Raw genomic sequence first — 20,218 nt, 5'->3', positions numbered from 1 at the left:
GGCTCCCACACAAGCCCGCTCCCACAGTTGGATTCGGTTTCTTCAGTTATTTAGGTATTTACGGGACTACCGATGCTATTCAACCAAGCCTCACGCCTGGCCAAGATCACCAGCCCGCTCGGGCCGGATGTGCTGCTGCTCAATGAAATGGGCGGCGGCGAAGAGCTGGGCAGGTTGTTCAACTATGAGCTGCGACTGACCTCTCTGGACGCCAACATCGACCTTAACCAGTTGCTGGGCAAGCCGATGAGCGTTGGCGTGCAGCTGGCGGACGGTGGCGAGCGGCACTTCCACGGCATCGTTGCGCGTTGCAGCCAGAATATCGACCAAGGCCAGTTCGCCAGTTATCAGGTGACCCTGCGCCCGTGGTTCTGGCTGCTCAGCCGCACCTCGGACTGCCGGATTTTCCAGAACCTGAGCATCCCGCAGATCATCAAGCAAGTGTTCCGCGACCTGGGCTTCTCCGACTTCGAAGACGCGCTGAGCCGCCCTTATCGCGAGTGGGAATACTGCGTGCAGTACCGCGAGACCAGCTTCGATTTCGTCAGCCGCTTGATGGAACAGGAAGGTATCTACTACTTCTTCCGCCATGAACAGGACCGTCATGTGCTGGTGTTGGCCGATGCTTATGGCGCCCACACCACGGTGCCGGGCTATGCGTCGATCCCGTACTACCCCAAGGACGAGCAGCAGCGCGAACGCGACCATATGCACAACTGGCACCTGGCTCAGGAAGTGCAGCCTGGGTCGCTGGAGCTTAACGACTACGACTTCCAGCGCCCCAGCGCCAGTATCGACGTGCGCTCGGCCATGCCGCGCCCGCACACCGCCGGCGACTACCCGCTGTACGACTACCCCGGCACCTACGTGCAAAGCGCCGACGGTGAGCACTATGCGCGCACCCGCATCGAAGCCCTGCAAACCCTGCATGAGCAGATCGAGTTCAACGGTAATGCGCGGGGCCTGGGCTCGGGCCATTTGTTCAGCCTCACCGGCTTCAGCCGCCAGGACCAGAACCGCGAATACCTGATCGTCGGCTGCCGCTATGCCATCGTCCAGGAAAGCCTGGAAACCGGCGGCGGCTCAGGGTCGGCGCAGTTCGAAAGCAGCCTCACCTGTATTGACGCCCAGCAAAGCTTCCGACCGCTGGCCAGCACCCACCGGCCCATCGTCAAAGGCCCGCAGACTGCGCTGGTGGTCGGTCCCAAGGGCGAGGAAATCTGGACCGACCAGTACGGCCGCGTGAAGGTGCACTTCTACTGGGACCGTCACGACCAATCCAACGAAAACAGCTCGTGCTGGATTCGTGTGTCGCAGTCCTGGGCCGGCAAGAACTGGGGTTCGATGCAAATCCCACGGATCGGCCAGGAAGTGATCGTGAGCTTTCTGGAAGGCGACCCGGACCGCCCGATCATCACCGGGCGCGTCTACAACGCCGAGCAGACCGTGCCTTACGACCTGCCGGAAAACGCCACCCAGAGCGGCATGAAAAGCCGCTCCAGCAAAGGCGGCACGCCGGCCAACTTCAATGAAATCCGTATGGAGGACAAGAAGGGGCTGGAGCAGCTGTATATCCACGCCGAGCGCAATCAGGACATCGTGGTGGAGGTGGATGAAAGCCACTCGGTGGGGCATGACCGCAACAAGAGCATTGGGCATAACGAGACGGTGACCATTGGTAATAACCGCACGCGCATGGTCAAGCAGGAGGATGTGCTGGTGGTGGGCCAGCGCAAGACCGACAGCATCAGCCAGAGCTACGTGATTGAAGTGGGGGAAAACCTGCGCCTTGTGTGCGGCGAAAGCATCCTGGAGTTGAATGCCAGCGGGCAGATCAACCTCACTGGGGTGAATATCAGCTTTTATGCCAGCGGCGACGCAGAGTTCAACACCAAGGGCGTACTGCACCTGAACAACGGCCACGGCCCCGGCGCCACCCCCGAGGGCCAGGGCAACAAAAAAAGCATCGACGCCAATATAAAAGCGGTCTTCCCCGCGCCTAAAAGCTCCTGACGAGACCTGTTTGCCATGACGTACCGAATCAACGAATTCCAGTTTCAACTGCCGACCACCGAGCTGCTGGACGCGACGATCAATATCCTCAAGTTCCCCGAGCTAGGCACCTCCTTGATCATCAGCCGCAGCATGCTCACCGAAGGCGAAACCCTGCACAGCAACTTCGACGACCAGCTCAAGCGTCTGGAAAAACAGGTGCAGGACTTGCGCTGCCAGCCCGGCATCGATGTGCGCCTGGGTGCGGCACAGGAAGTCGACGCTATCGAGCTGCGCAGCCAGTTCAACAAGGGCAATGACAAGGTTTTCCAGTATCAGCTGGCGTTGGTAATACCTGGCACCCGCAAGATGCTCGCCTTGAGTTACGTAAAGGCGCAGGCGCTCGGCGATGCCGAGGCGGCGCACTGGGCATTGATAAAAAGCTCGTTGTCGTTCGACGCCATTTCTTGATGAGCCACCTGTATGTCTGACCCGTTATGGGCAGCCCGGATGGGCGATGCGCTGTCCCACACTTCGATGATGGCGGACATCCTCGGCGGTGTGCTGGAGGTGGCGGCCAATATCGCGATCACGGCTGCGGCGACGGTTGCCGTGGTGGCGGTCACCGGTATCACCGTCGCCACAGGCGGGCTTGGGTGCATCCTGCTCGGCGCGGTGGTGGGCACGATTGTCGGCCTGCTGATGAGCAAGAGCGGAGCAGACAAAGGGCTGACCCATTTATGCGACGCTTTTAGCAACGCCCTGTTTCCGCCCACGGTGCAGGCGAACATTCTCACCGGCTCCACCAACACCCTGACCAACAAGATGCCAGCCGCCCGCGCTGCGGGAGCAATCAGCTCCCATGTCGAACCGGCCGGTACCGAGCTGGAAGCCCCCCCGCCCGCACCGGAACCCAGCTTCCTGGACATGGCCGAGGGGTTCTTCTCGCAGATGTGGCGTCCTACCGTTGCCACCCCTGCGCCAGGCGCTGTGCCCAAGCCGTTGGACCTGGTGGTGTGTATGAAGCACCCGCCCATGCCGCCGCAGTTTCTGGCCGAGGGGTCGGAAAAAGTCACGGTCAACGGCCAACCCGCCGTGCGCAGTGGTGATCGCAGTACCTGCGATGCGACGGTGGTGTCGTCCGGGCTGATTTCCTCCAACGTGACCATTGGTGGCGGTTCGGTGGTGGTGCGTGAGATTCGCAGCGGCAAGACGCCTGGCGTCGGGTTGGCGGTTACGGCGTTGTTGATGCTAAAGGGTGGCAAGGGCAAGTTCTTCAGCAAGTTGCCGTGCATGTTGGTCAGCGGCGCCACTTCGATGGCCATCAGCAGCGCGATGGGCGCTGCGGCCAACGCCGCGATGGGCTCGTCGAATCCGGTGCATGCCGCGACGGGCGCGAAGGTACTGGGTGATGTCGACGACCTGGATTTTGTGCTGCCGGGTATCCTGCCGATTGACTGGCAGCGCTTCTACAACAGCCGTGATGAACGCCCGGGCAGCCTGTTTGGCGCCGGTTGGAGCGTGCCCTACGAGGTGTGCGTCGACATTCAGCCGCATCCCGAAGGCGGCGAAACGCTGGTGTATACCGATGAGCAGGGTCGGCCCATCGACATGGGCGCCATTCCCTTGGGCGGCGCGGTGTTCAGCGCCGGTGAAGGGCTTGCGGTGCGACGACACCTCAATGGTCAGTTGCTGATCGAAAGCGACGACGGCATGTATCGTTTGTTCGAGCCGGCCCCCGCAAACTCGGCACGACTGCGCCTGAGCCAACTGGGTGATCGTAACGACAACCGTATCTATATCGACTATGACGAAGCCGGACGTTTGGTGCGTCTGCGCGACACGTTCGATCTGGTTCAGGTTGAGCTGATCCGCGATCAGGGCTATCTGAGCCGCATCGAACGCCTGTACCCGGACCAACGTCGCGAAGTGCTGGTGAGCTACGGCTACGACGCGGCGGGCAATCTCGCTCAAGTGCGTGATGCAACCGGCCAGGTGCAGCGGCGCTTCGCCTACGATGCCGGGTGCCGAATGGTGGAGCATCAGTTGCCCACCGGATTGCGCTGTTTCTATGAGTGGGCACTGGTTGAAGGCCTGGAATGGCGCGTGGTTCGGCATTGGACCGATGAGGGCGACGCTTACCAGTTCGACTATGACCTGCAGGCTGGCCTCACGCGCATCACCGACGGCCTGCAGCGCGTGAGTACGCGGTACTGGAATACTCAGCATCAGATCATTCAGTACAGCGACAACCTCGGCCAGACTTGGCTATTTGAGTGGAATGACGAACGTCAGTTGCTCAGCGCGACTGACCCGCTGGGTGGGCGCTATGAATACAGCTACGATGAGAGCGGTAACGTAATTGGCGAAACCGACCCGCTGGGCCGCAGTGATTCGACCTTGTGGCTGGAGCATTGGGCTTTACCGCTGGTGGAAACCGACGCCGCCGACAACAGTTGGCAGTATCGCTACGACCCACGCGGTAACTGCATCGCCGAGACCGATCCGCTGGGCTATATCACCCGTTACCGCTATGACGCCCACGGCCAGCCAGTAGAAATCATTGATGCCACTGGCAAAAGCAAACAACTGCGCTGGAATCCGTTTGGGCAGTTGGTCGAGCATATCGACTGCTCGGGCTACCCGACGCGTTTCAGCTACGACGACCGTGGCTATTTGCAGGTCATCACTGATGCCTTGGGTGAACGCACGCAGTTCAGCTACGACGCCCAGGGGCGTTTGCTCAGCAGCCAATTACCGGATGGGCGCACCGAGCAGTATCAGCGCGACGCCAGCGGGCAGTTGGTGGGCTACACCGACCCCGCCGGGCACACCACGCTCTACCAACACAACCGGCGAGGCCAGGTACGCCAACGCACCGATGCCCATGGGCGGCAGGTGCAGTTTGGGTATGACAGCTACGGGCGGTTGCAAGCGCTGGTCAATGAGAACGGTGAAAGCTATCGGTTTGCGTGGGACGCCGGGGATCGGCTGACCGAGCAGCAAGACCTCGACGGCAGCGCCAAACGCTACGACTACGACTTGCTCGACAACATCACGACGGTGACTGCTCATCCTGCACCTTATGGCAATGGACTGGCGGTGGTGCCCGAGACGCCACCCGCGCCCATCGTTCATCGGCTGGAGCGTGATGCGGTCGGCAGACTGGTCGCCAAAACCACCGACGATGGCCGCACCAACTACCGCTACGATGCGGTAGATCAGCTCACGGCTGTGACCTTCACTGATCTGCAAGGCAACGCCCAGGCGCTGGGTTTCGCCTACGACGCCCTCGGCCAGTTACTTGCCGAACAGAGTGCCGGTGGCAACCTGCAACATCACTACGACGAACTCGGCAACCTGATCCAGACCCAACTGCCGGACGGCCGCTGGCTCAACCGCCTGTACTACGGCAGCAGCCACCTGCACCAGATCAACCTCGACGGCCAGGTCATCAGCGATTTCGAGCGAGACCGCCTGCACCGCGAAGTGCTGCGCACCCAGGGCCAGCTCAGCACCCGCAGCGAATACGACCGCAGCGGCCGCCTGCGCTCACGCCAGCGCCGCCTGAACAGCCAGCCAACGCTGATGCCCGCAGCGGCACAAAAGCAATTCGAATACGACCCCGCCGACAACCTGATCGGCAAACTCGACCAGCAACCCGCCGCGCAACATCGCCAACTGCTGCACTACGACACCACCGGCCGCATCATCGCCAGCCAGGACAGCCTGCACGGGCAGCGCGAAACCTTTGCCTATGACGCCGCCGCCAACCTGCTGGATGGCCCGCAAGCGGGTGCCGGGTTGGTGGTGCATAACAAGCTGCTGACGTATCAGGACAAGCGTTATCGCTACGATGCGTTTGGGCGGATGATTGAAAAGCGCAGCGCCAAACGTGGGCTGCAGCGGTTTGCGTATGACGCTGAGAGCCGGTTGGTGGAGGTGCGTAATGACGATGGTAGCGTGGTCAGGATGGTGTATGACCCGCTGGGGCGTCGGATAGAAAAAACCGAGCATGGCGGTGATGGATATCCACTGGGGGAAACGCGGTTTACCTGGGACGGCTTGCGGTTATTGCAGGAGCATAAGCACAGTCAGACGAGTCTTTACGTCTATGAAGATGAAGGCTACCAACCCTTGGCTCGCGTTGACGGTGCCGGGCCGTTGCAGAAGATTCGTTACTACCATAACGACCTGAATGGGTTGCCGGAGCAGTTGACCGAGGCTGATGGGCACATGCTCTGGCAGGCGACTTATCGGGTGTGGGGCAACACGCTGGAAGAGGTGCGTGAGCCTTATTACATTGAGGAGCAGAACCTGCGTTTCCAGGGGCAGTACCTGGACCGGGAGACGGGGCTGCATTTCAATACGTTCAGGTTTTATGATCCGGATGTGGGGCGGTTTACGACGCCGGATCCGATTGGGTTGGCGGGAGGAATCAACCTCTACAAATACGCACCAAACCCCATCTCATGGATTGATCCATGGGGACTTTTAAATCTCAACACCAACGGCGCACAAGGCAATTTCGGCGTGTACGAAATCCGAATAGACGGCGAGCTGCATAAGTACGGTAAAGCCGATATGAACCGCGTAACTAAATCCAGCGGTAACCCAACCAGGCTTCACCAACAAGTAGAAAAATTAGAACGGCTGAATCCTGGAAAAACGATTAAGGGTACAATTCTGCAAAGCGGCATAAGTACGACAGAAGCGGCCAAAACTATCGAAACTGCAAAATTGGATGCGCATTACAAAAAAACTGGCGGACTTATACCGGAAGGAAACAAAAAAAGCTATAAAGGCCCTAAATCGCTGTGTGGCAAATAAGAGAGGATGAATAATGCGCAACCCGTACCCTATATCCATAGGCGGTCTCTTTCCAAATCCTGCTGCCGTTTTTTATGTGTCGCATCATGTCAGCCGGATTATCCGAGAACAGCTGGAACGACAAATAATAGAAACCGAACTGTTCGATAAAAAGTATGGCGACAACTATTGGCTGAGCCTTAAAGACTCGAGCGTACCTGGACTAGTGGACTTAAATGTAACCGGGCCCGAGGTATCTAAAAGAAATAAAGCCGTGAGTTACTCTTTGAAAATGCCCAGCCAGCCTATCAATCAAGACCCTTCGGGCTATGAAAAATACCTTGAGTATCACGAAAGAGCGGTAAAAGAAGTTTTTGACGCACTACAGATCAAGGTATCGAAGCCTATCGAAAGCATTTACAACTCTATACGCGACGAAGTGCAAAAGTTACCACCGGAGCAACTGAAGAACCCTGACTAAAATTGGATAAAGAAAGTCATGGATAACTGGAGCAACCTTATAATTATAAGCAGACTAAATATGTACCCTTAATCGTCGACCTAGCCCCGCCCACCTAACCTTAATAAAATTGGGGACAGATTTATTACCCATCTCACTCTAGCTCTTAAATAAATGCGGCCCCTTTTCCGCTAACACCCACCCTGAAACAACAACGGAAAAGGAGACAACTTTATTAAACTCAGCAAAATTAAATAAATCTGTCCCCTCTTCCCTTTCTTAAAAAATCTTATTCCGCATCATCCTCTTTATCGATTTCCTTGGCAGCTTTCAATTTTTTAACCATTGTATTCATATACTTGTAGCGCTGTTCAATAGTCTCTATACGAGACTTATCTGTCGGTGCTTGCGAAGATTCAGGTTCGGAATAGGGGCAGTAGACAAGTCCGTATCGTTTAGCGATGCCTTCCATCTGCCCCTCTATTGTGTCCATCCTCTTCTCAAGGCCGGTCAATCGCGCATTGATGTCGGTTGACGCCGCGGGGTCTTTACCTACCGCATTAGCGTCTGCCCCTTCGTTGATGGACAGAATGGTGTTGGCCAATAACTCTGTTTTTATTTCAGCACCTTCCAGGCGTGCTTCTATTTTTTGTTGATCTGTCGCGGACGGATCTACAGTACTCTTTGTTCCGTCTACGTTCTTTTTCTCTGCGCCGGGCATTTTCGATTGCGCGTCAATTCTATCCGTCATGGCTTTCGACGTTACATGCTGGGCAACGCTGAATGGAAGGTTGATCAGGGTACTTACACCCGCCTCAACGAACGAGTTTCGCGCCTGAGTGGCCAGTGAGGAGGCAATGGGAGGGAACTGCAATGCGCCAACAGCCCTGGCGGTATTGGCAGCACTCGCGACACTGCTTGGCCTACTCGCCGAGGGTGCGGGCCTAGGTGGTTTAGGTGGCGTTAGCGGTTTTGGCGGTTTGAGTGGCCTTGTTGCAGGTATTCTGGGGCGAAACCTAAAACCCCTGATCGTTCTATTACTATGCTCCTCAGCGGTACCTTCAGGGTAAGCATTTGGATCTAATGTATGCGCGCCCGGTTTAGTCGGTTGGGAGGACTGATCGAGTAGTCCTGGTGGCACCGGTAGTTTTGGTTGTGCCACATCGACGTTAGTCAGGGGCGGAAGGAGGGGAACATAGGCTTGATTGGATAGTTTCATTTTTTTCTCCAAGTAAGTTATCGACTTAAGGAGGGCTCCCTGCAACCTCAGCCTATACGTGGTTGCATAAAGCAAAACCGTTCCAATTCAAATAGCAGCCTAACTCCGTACGCGTGACTACTGCGCTGAATCTGAATATTTAAATAGTTATAAAAAACATCGAGACGACCCGTTGCTTTGCCCCCCACCTTTAGAGCCATTGAAGTGCCGGTGCCATCACCCGCTTTAACGACGCCCAACAAAAATGGGCACCCAACCCAGTCGGCGTGCCCATTTTCTTACCAACCCGCCTCCCTTCAGACGGTCCTGCTATTACGGGTTGACGCTGTCTTTGAGCGACTTGCCCGGCTTGAACGCAACGGTGTTGCTGGCCTTGATTTTCACTGGCTCACCGGTTTGCGGGTTTTTGCCGGTGCGGGCGCCGCGGTGGCGTTGCAGGAAGGTGCCGAAGCCCACCAGGGTGACGCTGTCCTTGCGGTGCAGGGCGCCGGTGATTTCTTCGAGAACGGCGTTGAGGACGCGGTTGGCCTGCTCTTTGGTCAGGTCTGCTTTTTCTGCAATAGCGGCTGCGAGTTCTGGTTTACGCATAAGTGAAGCCTCTTTGACGGTTTTTTGTTGTTATGTCCGTGCTGCTCTCTGGTGGAGCAGCGCCCAAGGCGCCGCAGGCTCTACTCTGCGGCAGACGGGAGTGAGGATGGCATGCCCTCGCACGCTCCGCCAGTCTCGCGGCGACCTTTCTGGGGGTAAGAAGGTGCTGATTCCGACAGAACGACCGGCATTTACGCCAGCAATGGCGGAAGTTCTTTGTTAAGGGCAAGTTTTTCCATGACGGCGCTGCCGGTCAGCGCATAACCCAGCAGGCGGCCGCTGGCGTCGCGGCACAAGGCCTTGATGTCGGCGCCCTGCCCTTCGACGCTCCACACTCCTTCGGTGCCGCGTGGCGGCGGCGATACCACCAGAGGGCAGATCGGGGTTTTGACGGTGATCGGCATCGGCCCATAGCTGACGGCCGTGGCGTTGCCGGCAAGGGTTTGGGCCAGGGCGCGGGCACAGCTCATCAATGGCATCACGTACAGCAGGTTGAGGCCATCGACCTCGGCGCAGTCGCCCAGGGCGTAGATGTTGGCGTGGGAGGTCTTGAGGTGGCGGTCCACCATGATTCCACGGTTGATCTGCAGGCCGGCGGCAGCAGCCAGGTCCACGCGCGGACGCAGGCCGATGGCCGAGACCACCAGGTCGCAGTGGATCACTTCACCATCCGACAGGTGCGCTTCCAGGCCATCCGCCGTGCGCTGCAAGCGGTTGAGCACCGGGCCCAAGTGGAACCGCGCGCCGAGGCCTTCCAGCCCGGCTTGCACAGCGCCAGCCGCTGCTGGGTGCAGCAGAGTCGGCATGACTTGCTCGCAGGGTGCGACCAGATCAATTTCATAGCCGCCAAGTATCAGGTCGTTGGCGAATTCACAGCCGATCAGGCCCGCGCCCAGCAGCAGCACACGGCGCTTACCGGCAGCAGCGGCACGGAAGCGTGCGTAATCTTCAAGGTCATTGATCGGGAAAATCAGTTCCGCCGCATCGCCTTCGACCGGCACGCGCACGGCTTCTGCGCCCCAAGCCAGGATCAGGTCGCGGTAGGCTACCGCTTCCTCGCCGATCCACAGGCGTTTGTGGCCCGGGTCGATGCCGCTGATGCGCGTGTGGGTGCGCACTTCGGCCTTGAGTTGCTCGGCCATGGCGCCCGGCTCAGCCATGCTCAGGCCATCGGCTTCCTTGTTCTTGCCAAAGCCGGTGGAGAGCATGGGCTTGGAGTAGGAGCGCCCGTCATCCGCGGTGATCAGCAGCAACGGGGTCTCGCTGTCGAGCTTGCGAAATTCCCGGGCCACGTTGTAACCGGCCAGCCCTGTGCCGATGATCACGACAGGTGCGTTCATTCCTTTCTCCTTGTAGTACGTTTCTTAAACCGATGTTTAGCCGATTTCGATCATTTCGAAATCCATTTTGCCCACGCCGCAGTCCGGGCACAGCCAGTCTTCCGGAACGTCCTGCCACAGGGTGCCCGGTGCGATACCGTCATCCGGCCAGCCGTCTTTTTCGTCATAGATCAGGCCGCAGACTACACATTGCCACTTCTTCATTACTTGCTTCCTCAGGGTCCAGGCATCTTGGCCGACGGTCGATAGACCAACGTTGCCGTGCGGCTCAGGGCGTTTTGTACTGATCGGGGCCGGCAGATGCAAGCATGTTCGGCGCAAACGGCCGGTTCAGCCCGGCAAAAGTTCAGGACGCCATGGTAAGCTCGCCGCCTCTTTTACTGCCAAAACTGACTCACCGTGCCGCACTCAATCGCCTGTCCCGATGCTTGCCAATGGCTGACCCAGAGCCTTCTGAGCCCAATGCCCGCGCCATTGACCCTCAACTGGCTGTTCGACGAAGGCTCGCTGACGCGCCGGCTTACGTGGCTGTCCAACGACGGCTTCAGCGTGACGCCACTGTTCGAAGGCTGGCAGCCACTGCGCGAGGATGAATGTGCAGCGCTGGGTATGGCCCCGGCCACGGTCGGCTGGGTACGCGAGGTGTATTTGCGCGGGCATGGCCAACCGTGGGTGTTTGCCCGCAGCGTGGCGGCGCGCAGTGCCTTGCAGGGCGATGGCTTGCACATGGACGAATTGGGCAGCCGTTCGCTGGGCGAGTTGCTGTTCTGCGACCACGCGTTCACTCGCCAGGCGATCGAGGTGTGCCATTACCCACGGCAATGGCTGCCGAGCGCCGACCAGGCCGATGGCCTGTGGGCGCGCCGCTCGCGCTTTGATCGCGGGCCGTTGAGCGTGCTGGTCGCGGAAACTTTCCTGCCCAGCTTCTGGCATGCGCTGCATGACCACCCGGAGAACTGCTGATGTATCAACGTCTGCTCAAGTCCTTGAACCGCCTGAACCCCAGGGCGTGGGATTTCATTCAGTTGACCCGCATGGACAAACCCATCGGCATCTACCTGCTGCTGTGGCCGACGCTGTGGGCGCTGTGGATTGCGGGCAAGGGCTCGCCGTCGTTGATTAATATCGTGATTTTCGTGCTCGGCGTAGTGCTGACCCGTGCCGGTGGCTGCGTGATCAATGACTGGGCCGACCGCAAGGTCGACGGCCATGTGAAACGCACCGAACAGCGGCCGCTGGTGAGCGGCAAGATCAGCTCCAAAGAGGCCTTGGTGTTTTTTGCGGTGCTGATGGGCATCAGTTTTCTGCTGGTGCTGCTGACCAACGCGACCACCATCCTGCTGTCCCTGGGCGGCCTGGCGCTGGCGGCGAGCTACCCGTTCATGAAGCGCTACACCTATTACCCACAAGTGGTGCTGGGCGCGGCGTTTTCATGGGGCATGCCGATGGCATTCACTGCCGAGACCGGGCATTTGCCGGCCACGGCGTGGCTGCTTTACATCGCCAACTTGCTGTGGACGGTGGGCTACGACACGTATTACGCGATGACCGACCGCGATGACGACTTGAAGATCGGGGTGAAATCCACCGCCATTCTGTTCGGCGATGCGGACCGCGTGATCATTCTGACCCTGCAAGGTTTATCGCTGGTGTGCCTGCTATTGGCGGGGCAGCGGTTTGAGCTGGGTGGCTGGTTCCATCTGGGGTTGCTGGCGGCGGCGGGCTGTTTTGCCTGGGAGTTCTGGTACACCCGGGACAAGGATCGGATGAAATGCTTCAAGGCGTTTTTGCATAACCACTGGGCGGGGTTGGCGATTTTTGTCGGGATTGTGGCGGATTACGGGTTTCGGTAATTCAGTGCTGACGCCATCGCGGGCAAGCACGCTCCCACATTTGGAACGCATTCCAAGTGTGGGAGCGGGCTTGCTCGCGAAGGTTTCAATGGCGCCGCAGAGTCAAGGCTTGGCCACCTTCCAGGCACCGTCCATTTTGCCTTCACCGGTCATGTCGCCGGCCTTCTTGTCCATGACGAAGGTGTAAAGCGGCTTGCCGCTGTAGGCCCACTGGCTCTTCTGATCGTCACGCGTGATGACGGTCCATTTGCCCATCGGTTTGTCAGTGGACTCAGCCATCAACGGCGGCCAGTTCGTGGCGCACTTGTCGTTGCACATGGACTTGTCACCAGAGTCCTTGGCAAAGGTGTAGAGCGTCATGCCCTTGTGATCCACCAACACGCCGTCCTTAGTCATCGCCGGCTCAGCCGCAAATGCCAGTGTCGGCAGGGTCAACGCCGCCGTTACCAACAGGGCTTTCCAGGAAAAAGTACTTTGAGTCATCGGAACCTTCCTTTTGTGGTTGTCAGGATTCGGACCCAAAGGGTAGTCCAGAGTGCCGTGAATTGCCCGATCGTCTAAATTACTGTCACACGACTGCAATAATTCCGTTATCTAATGCGGCGCAAGACAGTTAAATGACAAGAGGATTTTGAGCATGGTTGGCAGGAGCATTCTGATCGTTGACGACGAAGCGCCCATTCGCGAGATGATCGCCGTTGCGTTGGAAATGGCCGGCTATGACTGCCTGGAGGCGGAGAACTCCCAGCAGGCCCATGCCATTATCGTCGACCGCAAGCCGGACCTGATCCTGCTGGACTGGATGTTGCCCGGCACCTCCGGCATCGAACTGGCCCGTCGCCTCAAGCGTGACGAGCTGACCGGGGATATCCCGATCATCATGCTCACCGCCAAGGGTGAAGAGGACAACAAAATCCAGGGCCTGGAAGTCGGCGCTGATGACTACATCACCAAGCCGTTTTCCCCACGTGAGCTGGTAGCGCGCCTGAAGGCCGTACTGCGCCGTGCCGGCCCTACCGATGGCGAAGCGCCGATCGAAGTCGACGGGCTGATCCTGGACCCGATCAGCCACCGCGTGACCATCGACGGCAAGCCGGCCGAGATGGGGCCGACCGAATACCGCCTGCTGCAATTTTTCATGACCCACCAGGAGCGCGCCTATACCCGTGGGCAATTGTTGGACCAGGTGTGGGGCGGCAATGTGTATGTGGAGGAGCGCACGGTTGACGTGCATATCCGCCGCCTGCGCAAAGCCTTGGGCGATGCCTACGAGAATCTGGTACAAACCGTGCGCGGCACCGGCTATCGCTTTTCCACCAAAGGTTGAGTTGTAAGCAATCAGCCACAAGCCGCAAGTTAAAAGCGGGACTGCTTTAGCTTGGAGCTTGCAGCTTGAAACTTGAAACTGCTCCGAAGGACGCAACTTGAACCAGAACTGGCATGGCACCCTGATTCGCCACATGCTTCTGTTGATCACCGGTTGCTTGGTGGTGGGCTTGATCAGCGGCTATTACGGCTGGAGCCTCGCGGTCGGTATCGGCCTATACCTGGGCTGGACCCTCAAACAATTGCTGCGCCTGCATGAATGGCTGCGCCAGCACAAACCCGACGAAGCACCACCCGACGGCTACGGCCTGTGGGGCGAAGTGTTCGACAGCATCTACCACCTGCAACGCCGCGACCAACGGGTTCGCGGGCGCCTGCAGGCGGTGATCGACCGGGTGCAGGAGTCTACCGCTGCGCTCAAAGACGCGGTGATCATGCTCGACAGCGACGGCAACCTGGAGTGGTGGAACCGCGCTGCCGAGACCTTGCTGGGCCTCAAGACGCCCCAGGACAGCGGTCAGCCGGTGACCAACCTGGTGCGCCACCCGCGCTTCAAGGAATATTTCGAGCAGGAAAACTACGAAGAAGCGCTGGAAATCCCCTCGCCTACCAATGACCGCGTGCGCATCCAGCTGTACCTGACGCGTTATGGCAACAACGAGCACCTGATGCTGGTGCGCGACGTGACCCGCATTCACCAGTTGGAACAGATGCGCAAAGACTTCGTCGCCAACGTCTCCCACGAACTGCGTACGCCGTTGACGGTGATCTGCGGCTACCTGGAGACGCTGCTGGACAACGTCGACGAGATCAACCCGCGTTGGAGCCGTGCCCTGCAGCAGATGCAACAGCAGGGCTCACGCATGCAAACCCTGCTCAATGACCTGCTGTTGCTGGCCAAGCTGGAAGCCACCGATTACCCGTCGGACAACCATCCGGTGGCGGTGCAAAGCCTGCTGCAGACCATCAAGAATGACGCCCAGGCGCTTTCCGGCGAGCGCGGGCAACAGATCACACTGGAAGCCGACCCGCAGGTATTGCTCAAAGGCAGCGAAGGTGAGTTGCGCAGCGCGTTTTCCAACCTGGTGTTCAACGCCGTGAAGTACACCCAGGACAAGGGCAATATCCGCATCCGCTGGTGGAGCGATGAGCACGGCGCACACTTGAGCGTGCAGGACTCCGGCATCGGTATCGACGCCAAGCACCTGCCGCGCCTGACCGAACGCTTCTACCGCGTCGACTCAAGCCGCAACTCCAACACCGGCGGCACCGGGCTGGGCCTGGCGATCGTCAAACACGTGCTGTTGCGCCACCGCGCACGGTTGGAGATCAGCAGCGTGCTGGGGCATGGCAGCACCTTTACCTGCCATTTCCCACCGGCGCAGATGACCCGCTCGCGGGTGATCGGCACAGATGAATAGCCCGAAAACGACGTAAATCTAAGTGTGGGAGCTGGCTTGCCTGCGATGGCGGTGGGTCAGCTGAAATCACCTCAACTGGCAGGCCGCTATCGCAGGCAAGCCAGCTCCCACATTGGATTTGCATGGTTTGGCAGAAGGCTTTCCAGGCTCCGCCCGGCAGCGGGCACTAGGCAAGCGCCCCGTCAGCCGCTACATTGGCCGACTTGCGCCTGCCTTTCAGGCCTGTCTGTCACCCCTTATTGAACACACGGAACCTGCAAAACCCCATCATGGACCCTTCCCCTGGTATCACCCTCGCTACACTCTTCGCCGATTTCGGCATGATTCTTTTTGCACTGATCCTGGTACTGCTCAACGGTTTCTTCGTTGCGGCGGAATTTGCCATGGTCAAACTGCGCGCCACCCGGGTCGAGGCCATCGCCCACAAGAACGGCTGGCGCGGGCAGATCCTGCGCACCGTCCACAGTCAGCTCGACGCCTATCTGTCGGCCTGCCAATTGGGTATTACCCTCGCCTCCCTGGGCCTGGGCTGGGTCGGTGAGCCGGCCTTTGCGCACATCCTCGAGCCATTGCTGGGCGCCATCGGCGTGCAATCGCCTGAAGTGATCAAAGGCGTGTCGTTTTTTGCCGCCTTCTTCGTGATTTCCTACCTGCACATCGTGGTCGGTGAATTGGCCCCCAAGTCCTGGGCAATTCGCAAACCCGAGCTGCTGTCGCTGTGGACGGCGGTGCCGCTGTACCTGTTCTACTGGGCCATGTACCCGGCGATCTACCTGCTCAACGCCAGCGCCAACGCCATCTTGCGTATCGCCGGCCAAGGCGAGCCCGGCCCGCACCATGAGCACCATTACAGCCGCGAAGAACTCAAGCTGATCCTGCACTCCAGCCGTGGCCAGGATCCAAGCGACCAAGGCATGCGCGTACTGGCTTCGGCCGTGGAAATGGGCGAGCTGGAAGTGGTGGACTGGGCCAACTCCCGCGAAGACCTGGTGACCCTGGACTTCAACGCCCCGCTCAAGGAAATCCTCGCGTTGTTCCGCCGCCACAAATTCAGCCGTTACCCGGTGTATGACGCCGATCGCAACGAGTTTGTCGGCTTGCTGCACATCAAGGACCTGCTGCTGGAACTGGCTGCCCTGGACCACATCCCCGAGTCGTTCAACCTGGCCGAGCTGACCCGCCCGCTGGAGCGTGTCTCGCGGCACATGCCGCTGTCGCAGTTGCTGGAGCAGTTCCGCAAAGGCGGCGCGCACTTTGCCCTGGTGGAAGAAGCCGACGGCAAAGTCATCGGCTACCTGACCATGGAAGACGTGCTGGAAGTGCTGGTCGGCGATATCCAGGACGAACACCGCAAGGCCGAGCGCGGCATCCTCGCCTACCAGCCAGGCAAACTGCTGGTGCGTGGCGACACGCCGCTGTTCAAGGTGGAGCGCCTGCTGGGCGTGGACCTGGACCACATCGAAGCCGAAACCCTGGCCGGCTTGATCTACGACACGTTGAAACGCGTGCCGGAAGAGGAAGAAGTGCTGGAAGTTGAAGGCTTGCGCATCATCATCAAGAAGATGAAAGGGCCGAAGATCGTCCTGGCCAAGGTGTTGCTGCTGGATTGACGCCTCAATTGCCCAACGCAAAGTTGGGCAATTTGCCAAGCGGCTGGTTGAACTCATACGGAATCGAAACCAGCCCGGCCTCGGAAGCCTTCTGCACCACAAAATGCAGATGCGGCCCGCTGCTGTTGCCGGTATTGCCCGACAACGCCAGTGGGCTTCCCACCACCACACGCTGCCCTGCCCTTACGCTGACCGAACCTTGCTTGAGGTGCAAATACACGCCCTCGGTGCCGTCATCGTGGCGTATGCGCACGAAATTCCCGGACGCGTCATTACCGCGCCCGGCCTGGTTATTTTCGGTCTTCACCACCATCCCGCTACGCGCCGCAATGATTGGTGTGCCTTCGGGCATGGCGATGTCCATGGCGTAGCGGCTCTTGGCGTCGGTGTGGCTGAAGCTGCCGTTAGGGCCTTGGGTCAAGCGAAACGGCCCACCACGCCAAGGCAAAGGATAGCGATAGGCTTGCTGTGGATAACTTGATGTGGGCATATCCGGCACCGGCCGTTTGGTCCGTTCCACCCGGCGCTCCTGCATCACAAATGCCTGGGCGCCCGGCGTTTGCCGGTCGCTGAAAGACACCACGCCATTGGCATCGGTGGTTTTGTAGAGGGTCATGGCCAGGGTCGAAGTGCAAACCGTGGCCAGCCCACAGAACAGGAATAGGCGAATGAACATGGCGTACCTGCCGGGATGACTGTTCGGCAGGCTAACAAGGGTTGATGACAACACTGCGTGAAGCACAGAAGATCAACTGTGGAGCGGGCAAGCCCCACACTGGTTAAGTGTTGCTCTGTAGCTCACGCACCCGGCACAAAATGCTTCTGCGCCGTACCGCGCGCGATCAGGCGGGAGATGTAGTCGAGCTTCTGCGCATCCTGGTCAATAAACCGGAAGGTCAGTTGCAGCCAGTCGCTGTCAGGCCGTGGCTCATAGGCGACGATGGCGTGCAGGTAGCCGTTGAGGCGCGCGACTTCGGCGTTTTCGCCTTGCTCAAGGTCGAGCACGGCGCTTTCCAGTACCTGCGGCAGCACTTCACCGCGACGGACCACCAGCAGCGCTTCCTTGATGCTCAGCGCCTTGATCACACATTGCTGGTTGCCGCTGGACAGCCGCAGTTGGCCCTGGCCACGACCGCCGGCAGGCGAGGCAGCAGGCGCTGGCACCGGTTGGCTGTTGAGCAGGCCTTTGCTCGGCGCAGCTATCGGCGCCGGTTTGGCCGCCTCGGGCTTGCCGCCGGTCAAGGCATTGAGAGAGTCGTTGCCGAAGGCCGAGTTCATCTTGGTCGGCGCGCTGGCGATAAGGGCGTCGAGACGGCCGATCTTGTGCAAAGCCTGCTTGACCTTGTTCAGCAGTTGCTCGTTGGTGAACGGCTTACTGACGTAACCGGAAACCCCGGCCTGGATCGCCTGCACTACGTTTTCCTTGTCGCCACGGCTGGTCACCATCACGAACGGCATGGCTTTGAGATGGGCTTGTTCACGGCACCAGGTCAACAGCTCAAGGCCAGACATCTCAGGCATTTCCCAGTCGCACAGCACCAGGTCGAAGGTCTCGCGCATCAGGATGGATTGCGCCTTTTTGCCGTTTACCGCGTCTTCAATCTTGATGCCTGGGAAGTAGTTGCGCAGGCACTTCTTCACCAAATCGCGGATAAACGAGGCGTCGTCCACCACCAATACACTGACTTTACTCATCGACCCTTCATCCTATTAAAACTTCGGCATGCAAAACGCCTGACTGATGGCATTTTGCCAAAACTCGCTGGTCACAGAAGGACTTATTGCTCCTGCTGCGCAAATAAATTCAGATGCCACAAACGAAAACGCCCGACCAAAGGCCGGGCGTTAATGTCTCGGGCAACCTTACTTATCGTCAGTTTCGCCCGGAACATTAGGGATTTGATCGGCCGTGCCTTCAACTTCGGCTTTCATGCGCTTGAGACCCATGTGCCGCACGTCGGTGCCGCGCACCAGGTAAATCACCAATTCCGAGATATTGCGCGCGTGGTCGCCGATCCGTTCCAGGGAACGCAATACCCAGATGATGTTCAAGACCCGCGAGATAGAGCGCGGGTCTTCCATCATGTAGGTGGCCAGCTCGCGCAGTGCGGTCTTGTATTCGCGGTCGATGGTCTTGTCGTATTGCGCCACCGACAACGCCAATTCGGCGTCGAAGCGGGCGAAAGCGTCCAGCGCATCGCGCACCATATTGCGCACTTGGTCACCGATGTGGCGCACTTCCACGTAACCGCGTGGCGCCTCGCCTTCTTCGCACAGCTGGATAGCGCGGCGGGCGATTTTGGTGGCTTCGTCGCCGATGCGCTCCAAATCGATTACCGACTTGGAGATGCTGATGATCAAACGCAGGTCGGAGGCCGCCGGCTGGCGACGGGCCAGAATGCGCAGGCATTCTTCATCGATATTGCGCTCCATCTGATTGATCTGGTCATCAATCTCGCGCACTTGCTGGGCCAGGCCAGAGTCGGCCTCGATCAGCGCAGTGACCGCATCGTTGACTTGCTTCTCCACCAGCCCGCCCATCGCCAGGAGGTGGCTGCGCACCTCCTCAAGCTCGGCGTTGAACTGCGCGGAGATGTGGTGGGTAAGGCCTTCTTTGCTAATCATGGGTTTGCTCCGCAAAAGCTGTAAGCCGCAAGCTACAAGCTGCAAGCTGATGTGTGTCGTTGATCAAACTGCTTCCACTTGCCGCTTGAAACTTGCGGCTTGCAGCTGGGGCTAGCCGTAACGACCGGTGATGTAGTCTTCGGTCTGCTTCTTCGCCGGGTTGGTGAACAAGGTGTCGGTGTCGCCGAACTCCACCAGCTTGCCCATGTACATGAACGCGGTGTAGTCGGAAACCCGCGCCGCCTGTTGCATGTTGTGGGTCACGATGACGATGGTGAACTTGGACTTGAGTTCGTAGATCAGCTCTTCGACTTTCAGCGTCGAGATCGGGTCGAGTGCCGAGCAGGGTTCGTCGAGCAGCAACACTTCCGGCTCCACGGCGATGGTGCGGGCGATCACCAGACGCTGCTGCTGGCCGCCGGACAGGCCGAGTGCCGAGTCGTGCAGGCGGTCTTTAACCTCGTCCCACAGCGCCGCGCCTTTCAAGGCCCACTCAACGGCTTCGTCGAGGATGCGTTTTTTGTTGATGCCCTGGATGCGCAGGCCGTAAACCACGTTTTCGTAGATGGTCTTGGGGAACGGGTTCGGCTTCTGGAACACCATGCCCACGCGACGACGCAGCTCGGCCACATCTTCGCCTTTGCGATAAATGTTGCTGCCGTACAGGTTGATCGCGCCTTCTACGCGGCAACCGTCAACCAGGTCGTTCATGCGGTTGAAGGTGCGCAGCAGCGTGGACTTGCCGCAGCCGGACGGGCCGATAAAGGCGGTCACGCGCTGCTTGGGGATGTTCATGCTGACGTCGAACAGCGCCTGCTTTTCACCGTAGTACAGGCTCAGGCCCGGCACTTCGATGGCCACGGTTTCCTGGGCCAGGCTCAGGCTCTGCTTGTCGCGACCCAGGGCCGACATGTTGATGCCGTGGGTATGGGTTTCATGTTGCATGGTCTCACTCCGTTCGTAGCTGCCAGCTTC

The 20,218-nt window shown here is 59.1% G+C and carries 18 protein-coding genes; 9 read left to right on the top strand and 9 right to left on the bottom strand.

Annotated features, from left to right (window positions below):
- Positions 1 to 72: 72 nt before the first annotated feature.
- From ACQY47_RS15150 to ACQY47_RS15135, 4 genes are read left to right on the top strand one after another with little or no spacing between them, the layout of a single operon-like run.
- The gene (locus tag ACQY47_RS15150) at positions 73 to 2,013 is read left to right on the top strand and encodes a type VI secretion system Vgr family protein (RefSeq protein ID WP_236445921.1); all 1,941 of its coding nucleotides are present in this window, start codon (positions 73 to 75) and stop codon (positions 2,011 to 2,013) included.
- A 15-nt stretch (positions 2,014 to 2,028) separates the two neighbouring features.
- Positions 2,029 to 2,463, top strand: coding sequence for a DcrB-related protein (locus ACQY47_RS15145; RefSeq protein WP_169988095.1), 435 nt, complete (start codon positions 2,029 to 2,031; stop codon positions 2,461 to 2,463).
- Between the two features lie 12 nt (positions 2,464 to 2,475).
- The gene (locus ACQY47_RS15140; RefSeq protein ID WP_428549958.1) at positions 2,476 to 6,822 is read left to right on the top strand and encodes an RHS repeat-associated core domain-containing protein; all 4,347 of its coding nucleotides are present in this window, start codon (positions 2,476 to 2,478) and stop codon (positions 6,820 to 6,822) included.
- Between the two features lie 13 nt (positions 6,823 to 6,835).
- Complete coding sequence (locus tag ACQY47_RS15135) at positions 6,836 to 7,282, top strand: hypothetical protein (RefSeq protein WP_428549955.1); 447 nt, start codon at positions 6,836 to 6,838, stop codon at positions 7,280 to 7,282.
- 268 nt (positions 7,283 to 7,550) lie between these two features.
- Here ACQY47_RS15135 and ACQY47_RS15130 read toward each other — a convergent pair whose 3' ends face one another.
- The 4 genes from ACQY47_RS15130 to ACQY47_RS15115 all read right to left on the bottom strand — a co-directional run bounded on the left by ACQY47_RS15130 (position 7,551) and on the right by ACQY47_RS15115 (position 10,612).
- Positions 7,551 to 8,480 carry a hypothetical protein gene (locus ACQY47_RS15130; protein WP_428549952.1) on the bottom strand — a complete coding sequence of 310 codons (930 nt, stop codon included), beginning with the start codon at positions 8,478 to 8,480 and terminating at the stop codon, positions 7,551 to 7,553.
- Positions 8,481 to 8,792: 312 nt separating this feature from the next.
- Positions 8,793 to 9,068 carry an HU family DNA-binding protein gene (locus ACQY47_RS15125; RefSeq protein ID WP_003213368.1) on the bottom strand — a complete coding sequence of 92 codons (276 nt, stop codon included), beginning with the start codon at positions 9,066 to 9,068 and terminating at the stop codon, positions 8,793 to 8,795.
- 191 nt (positions 9,069 to 9,259) lie between these two features.
- Positions 9,260 to 10,408, bottom strand: a complete 1,149-nt coding sequence (locus tag ACQY47_RS15120; protein ID WP_017135809.1) for an NAD(P)/FAD-dependent oxidoreductase — start codon at positions 10,406 to 10,408, stop codon at positions 9,260 to 9,262.
- A 36-nt stretch (positions 10,409 to 10,444) separates the two neighbouring features.
- A complete protein-coding gene (locus tag ACQY47_RS15115) occupies positions 10,445 to 10,612 on the bottom strand; it encodes a rubredoxin (protein WP_003213373.1) in 168 nt (55 codons plus the stop codon).
- Between the two features lie 195 nt (positions 10,613 to 10,807).
- On the opposite strand from ACQY47_RS15115, the gene ACQY47_RS15110 reads away from it, so the two are divergent.
- Complete coding sequence (locus ACQY47_RS15110; RefSeq protein WP_428549947.1) at positions 10,808 to 11,371, top strand: chorismate--pyruvate lyase family protein; 564 nt, start codon at positions 10,808 to 10,810, stop codon at positions 11,369 to 11,371.
- Positions 11,371 to 12,261 carry a 4-hydroxybenzoate octaprenyltransferase gene (gene ubiA / locus ACQY47_RS15105; protein ID WP_428549944.1) on the top strand — a complete coding sequence of 297 codons (891 nt, stop codon included), beginning with the start codon at positions 11,371 to 11,373 and terminating at the stop codon, positions 12,259 to 12,261. The genes ACQY47_RS15110 and ubiA overlap by 1 nt, the downstream gene beginning before the upstream one ends.
- A 102-nt stretch (positions 12,262 to 12,363) precedes the next feature.
- On the opposite strand, the gene ACQY47_RS15100 is transcribed toward ubiA, so the two are convergent.
- Positions 12,364 to 12,744, bottom strand: coding sequence for a COG4315 family predicted lipoprotein (locus ACQY47_RS15100; protein WP_285684510.1), 381 nt, complete (start codon positions 12,742 to 12,744; stop codon positions 12,364 to 12,366).
- A 154-nt stretch (positions 12,745 to 12,898) separates the two neighbouring features.
- Between ACQY47_RS15100 and phoB the strand changes: the two genes are divergently transcribed.
- The 3 genes from phoB to ACQY47_RS15085 all read left to right on the top strand — a co-directional run bounded on the left by phoB (position 12,899) and on the right by ACQY47_RS15085 (position 16,618).
- Entirely contained in the window at positions 12,899 to 13,588 is a 690-nt protein-coding gene (phoB, locus tag ACQY47_RS15095) for a phosphate regulon transcriptional regulator PhoB (protein WP_003195617.1), read from the top strand.
- Between the two features lie 133 nt (positions 13,589 to 13,721).
- The gene (gene phoR / locus ACQY47_RS15090; protein ID WP_178111008.1) at positions 13,722 to 15,008 is read left to right on the top strand and encodes a phosphate regulon sensor histidine kinase PhoR; all 1,287 of its coding nucleotides are present in this window, start codon (positions 13,722 to 13,724) and stop codon (positions 15,006 to 15,008) included.
- Between the two features lie 269 nt (positions 15,009 to 15,277).
- Entirely contained in the window at positions 15,278 to 16,618 is a 1,341-nt protein-coding gene (locus tag ACQY47_RS15085) for a hemolysin family protein (RefSeq protein ID WP_017135804.1), read from the top strand.
- A gap of 4 nt (positions 16,619 to 16,622) precedes the next feature.
- Here the strand turns inward: ACQY47_RS15085 and ACQY47_RS15080 are convergent, their stop codons facing one another.
- From ACQY47_RS15080 to pstB, 4 genes are all read right to left on the bottom strand, one after another.
- Positions 16,623 to 17,294, bottom strand: coding sequence for a M23 family metallopeptidase (locus tag ACQY47_RS15080; protein WP_428549939.1), 672 nt, complete (start codon positions 17,292 to 17,294; stop codon positions 16,623 to 16,625).
- Positions 17,295 to 17,416: 122 nt separating this feature from the next.
- Positions 17,417 to 18,313: a response regulator gene (locus tag ACQY47_RS15075; RefSeq protein WP_428549936.1), complete on the bottom strand. Its 897-nt coding sequence runs from the start codon at positions 18,311 to 18,313 to the stop codon at positions 17,417 to 17,419.
- A gap of 168 nt (positions 18,314 to 18,481) precedes the next feature.
- Entirely contained in the window at positions 18,482 to 19,243 is a 762-nt protein-coding gene (phoU, locus tag ACQY47_RS15070) for a phosphate signaling complex protein PhoU (RefSeq protein WP_016971674.1), read from the bottom strand.
- Between the two features lie 111 nt (positions 19,244 to 19,354).
- Entirely contained in the window at positions 19,355 to 20,188 is an 834-nt protein-coding gene (gene pstB / locus ACQY47_RS15065) for a phosphate ABC transporter ATP-binding protein PstB (RefSeq protein ID WP_134659483.1), read from the bottom strand.
- Positions 20,189 to 20,218 lie beyond the last annotated feature (30 nt).

The sequence above is a fragment of the Pseudomonas edaphica genome, from assembly GCF_965277385.1.
In the GTDB taxonomy this organism is placed as follows: Bacteria; Pseudomonadota; Gammaproteobacteria; order Pseudomonadales; family Pseudomonadaceae; genus Aquipseudomonas; species Aquipseudomonas edaphica.
The sequence above is the reverse complement of the archived record's forward strand: the minus strand, read 5'-3'. Positions and strand labels throughout refer to the sequence as shown.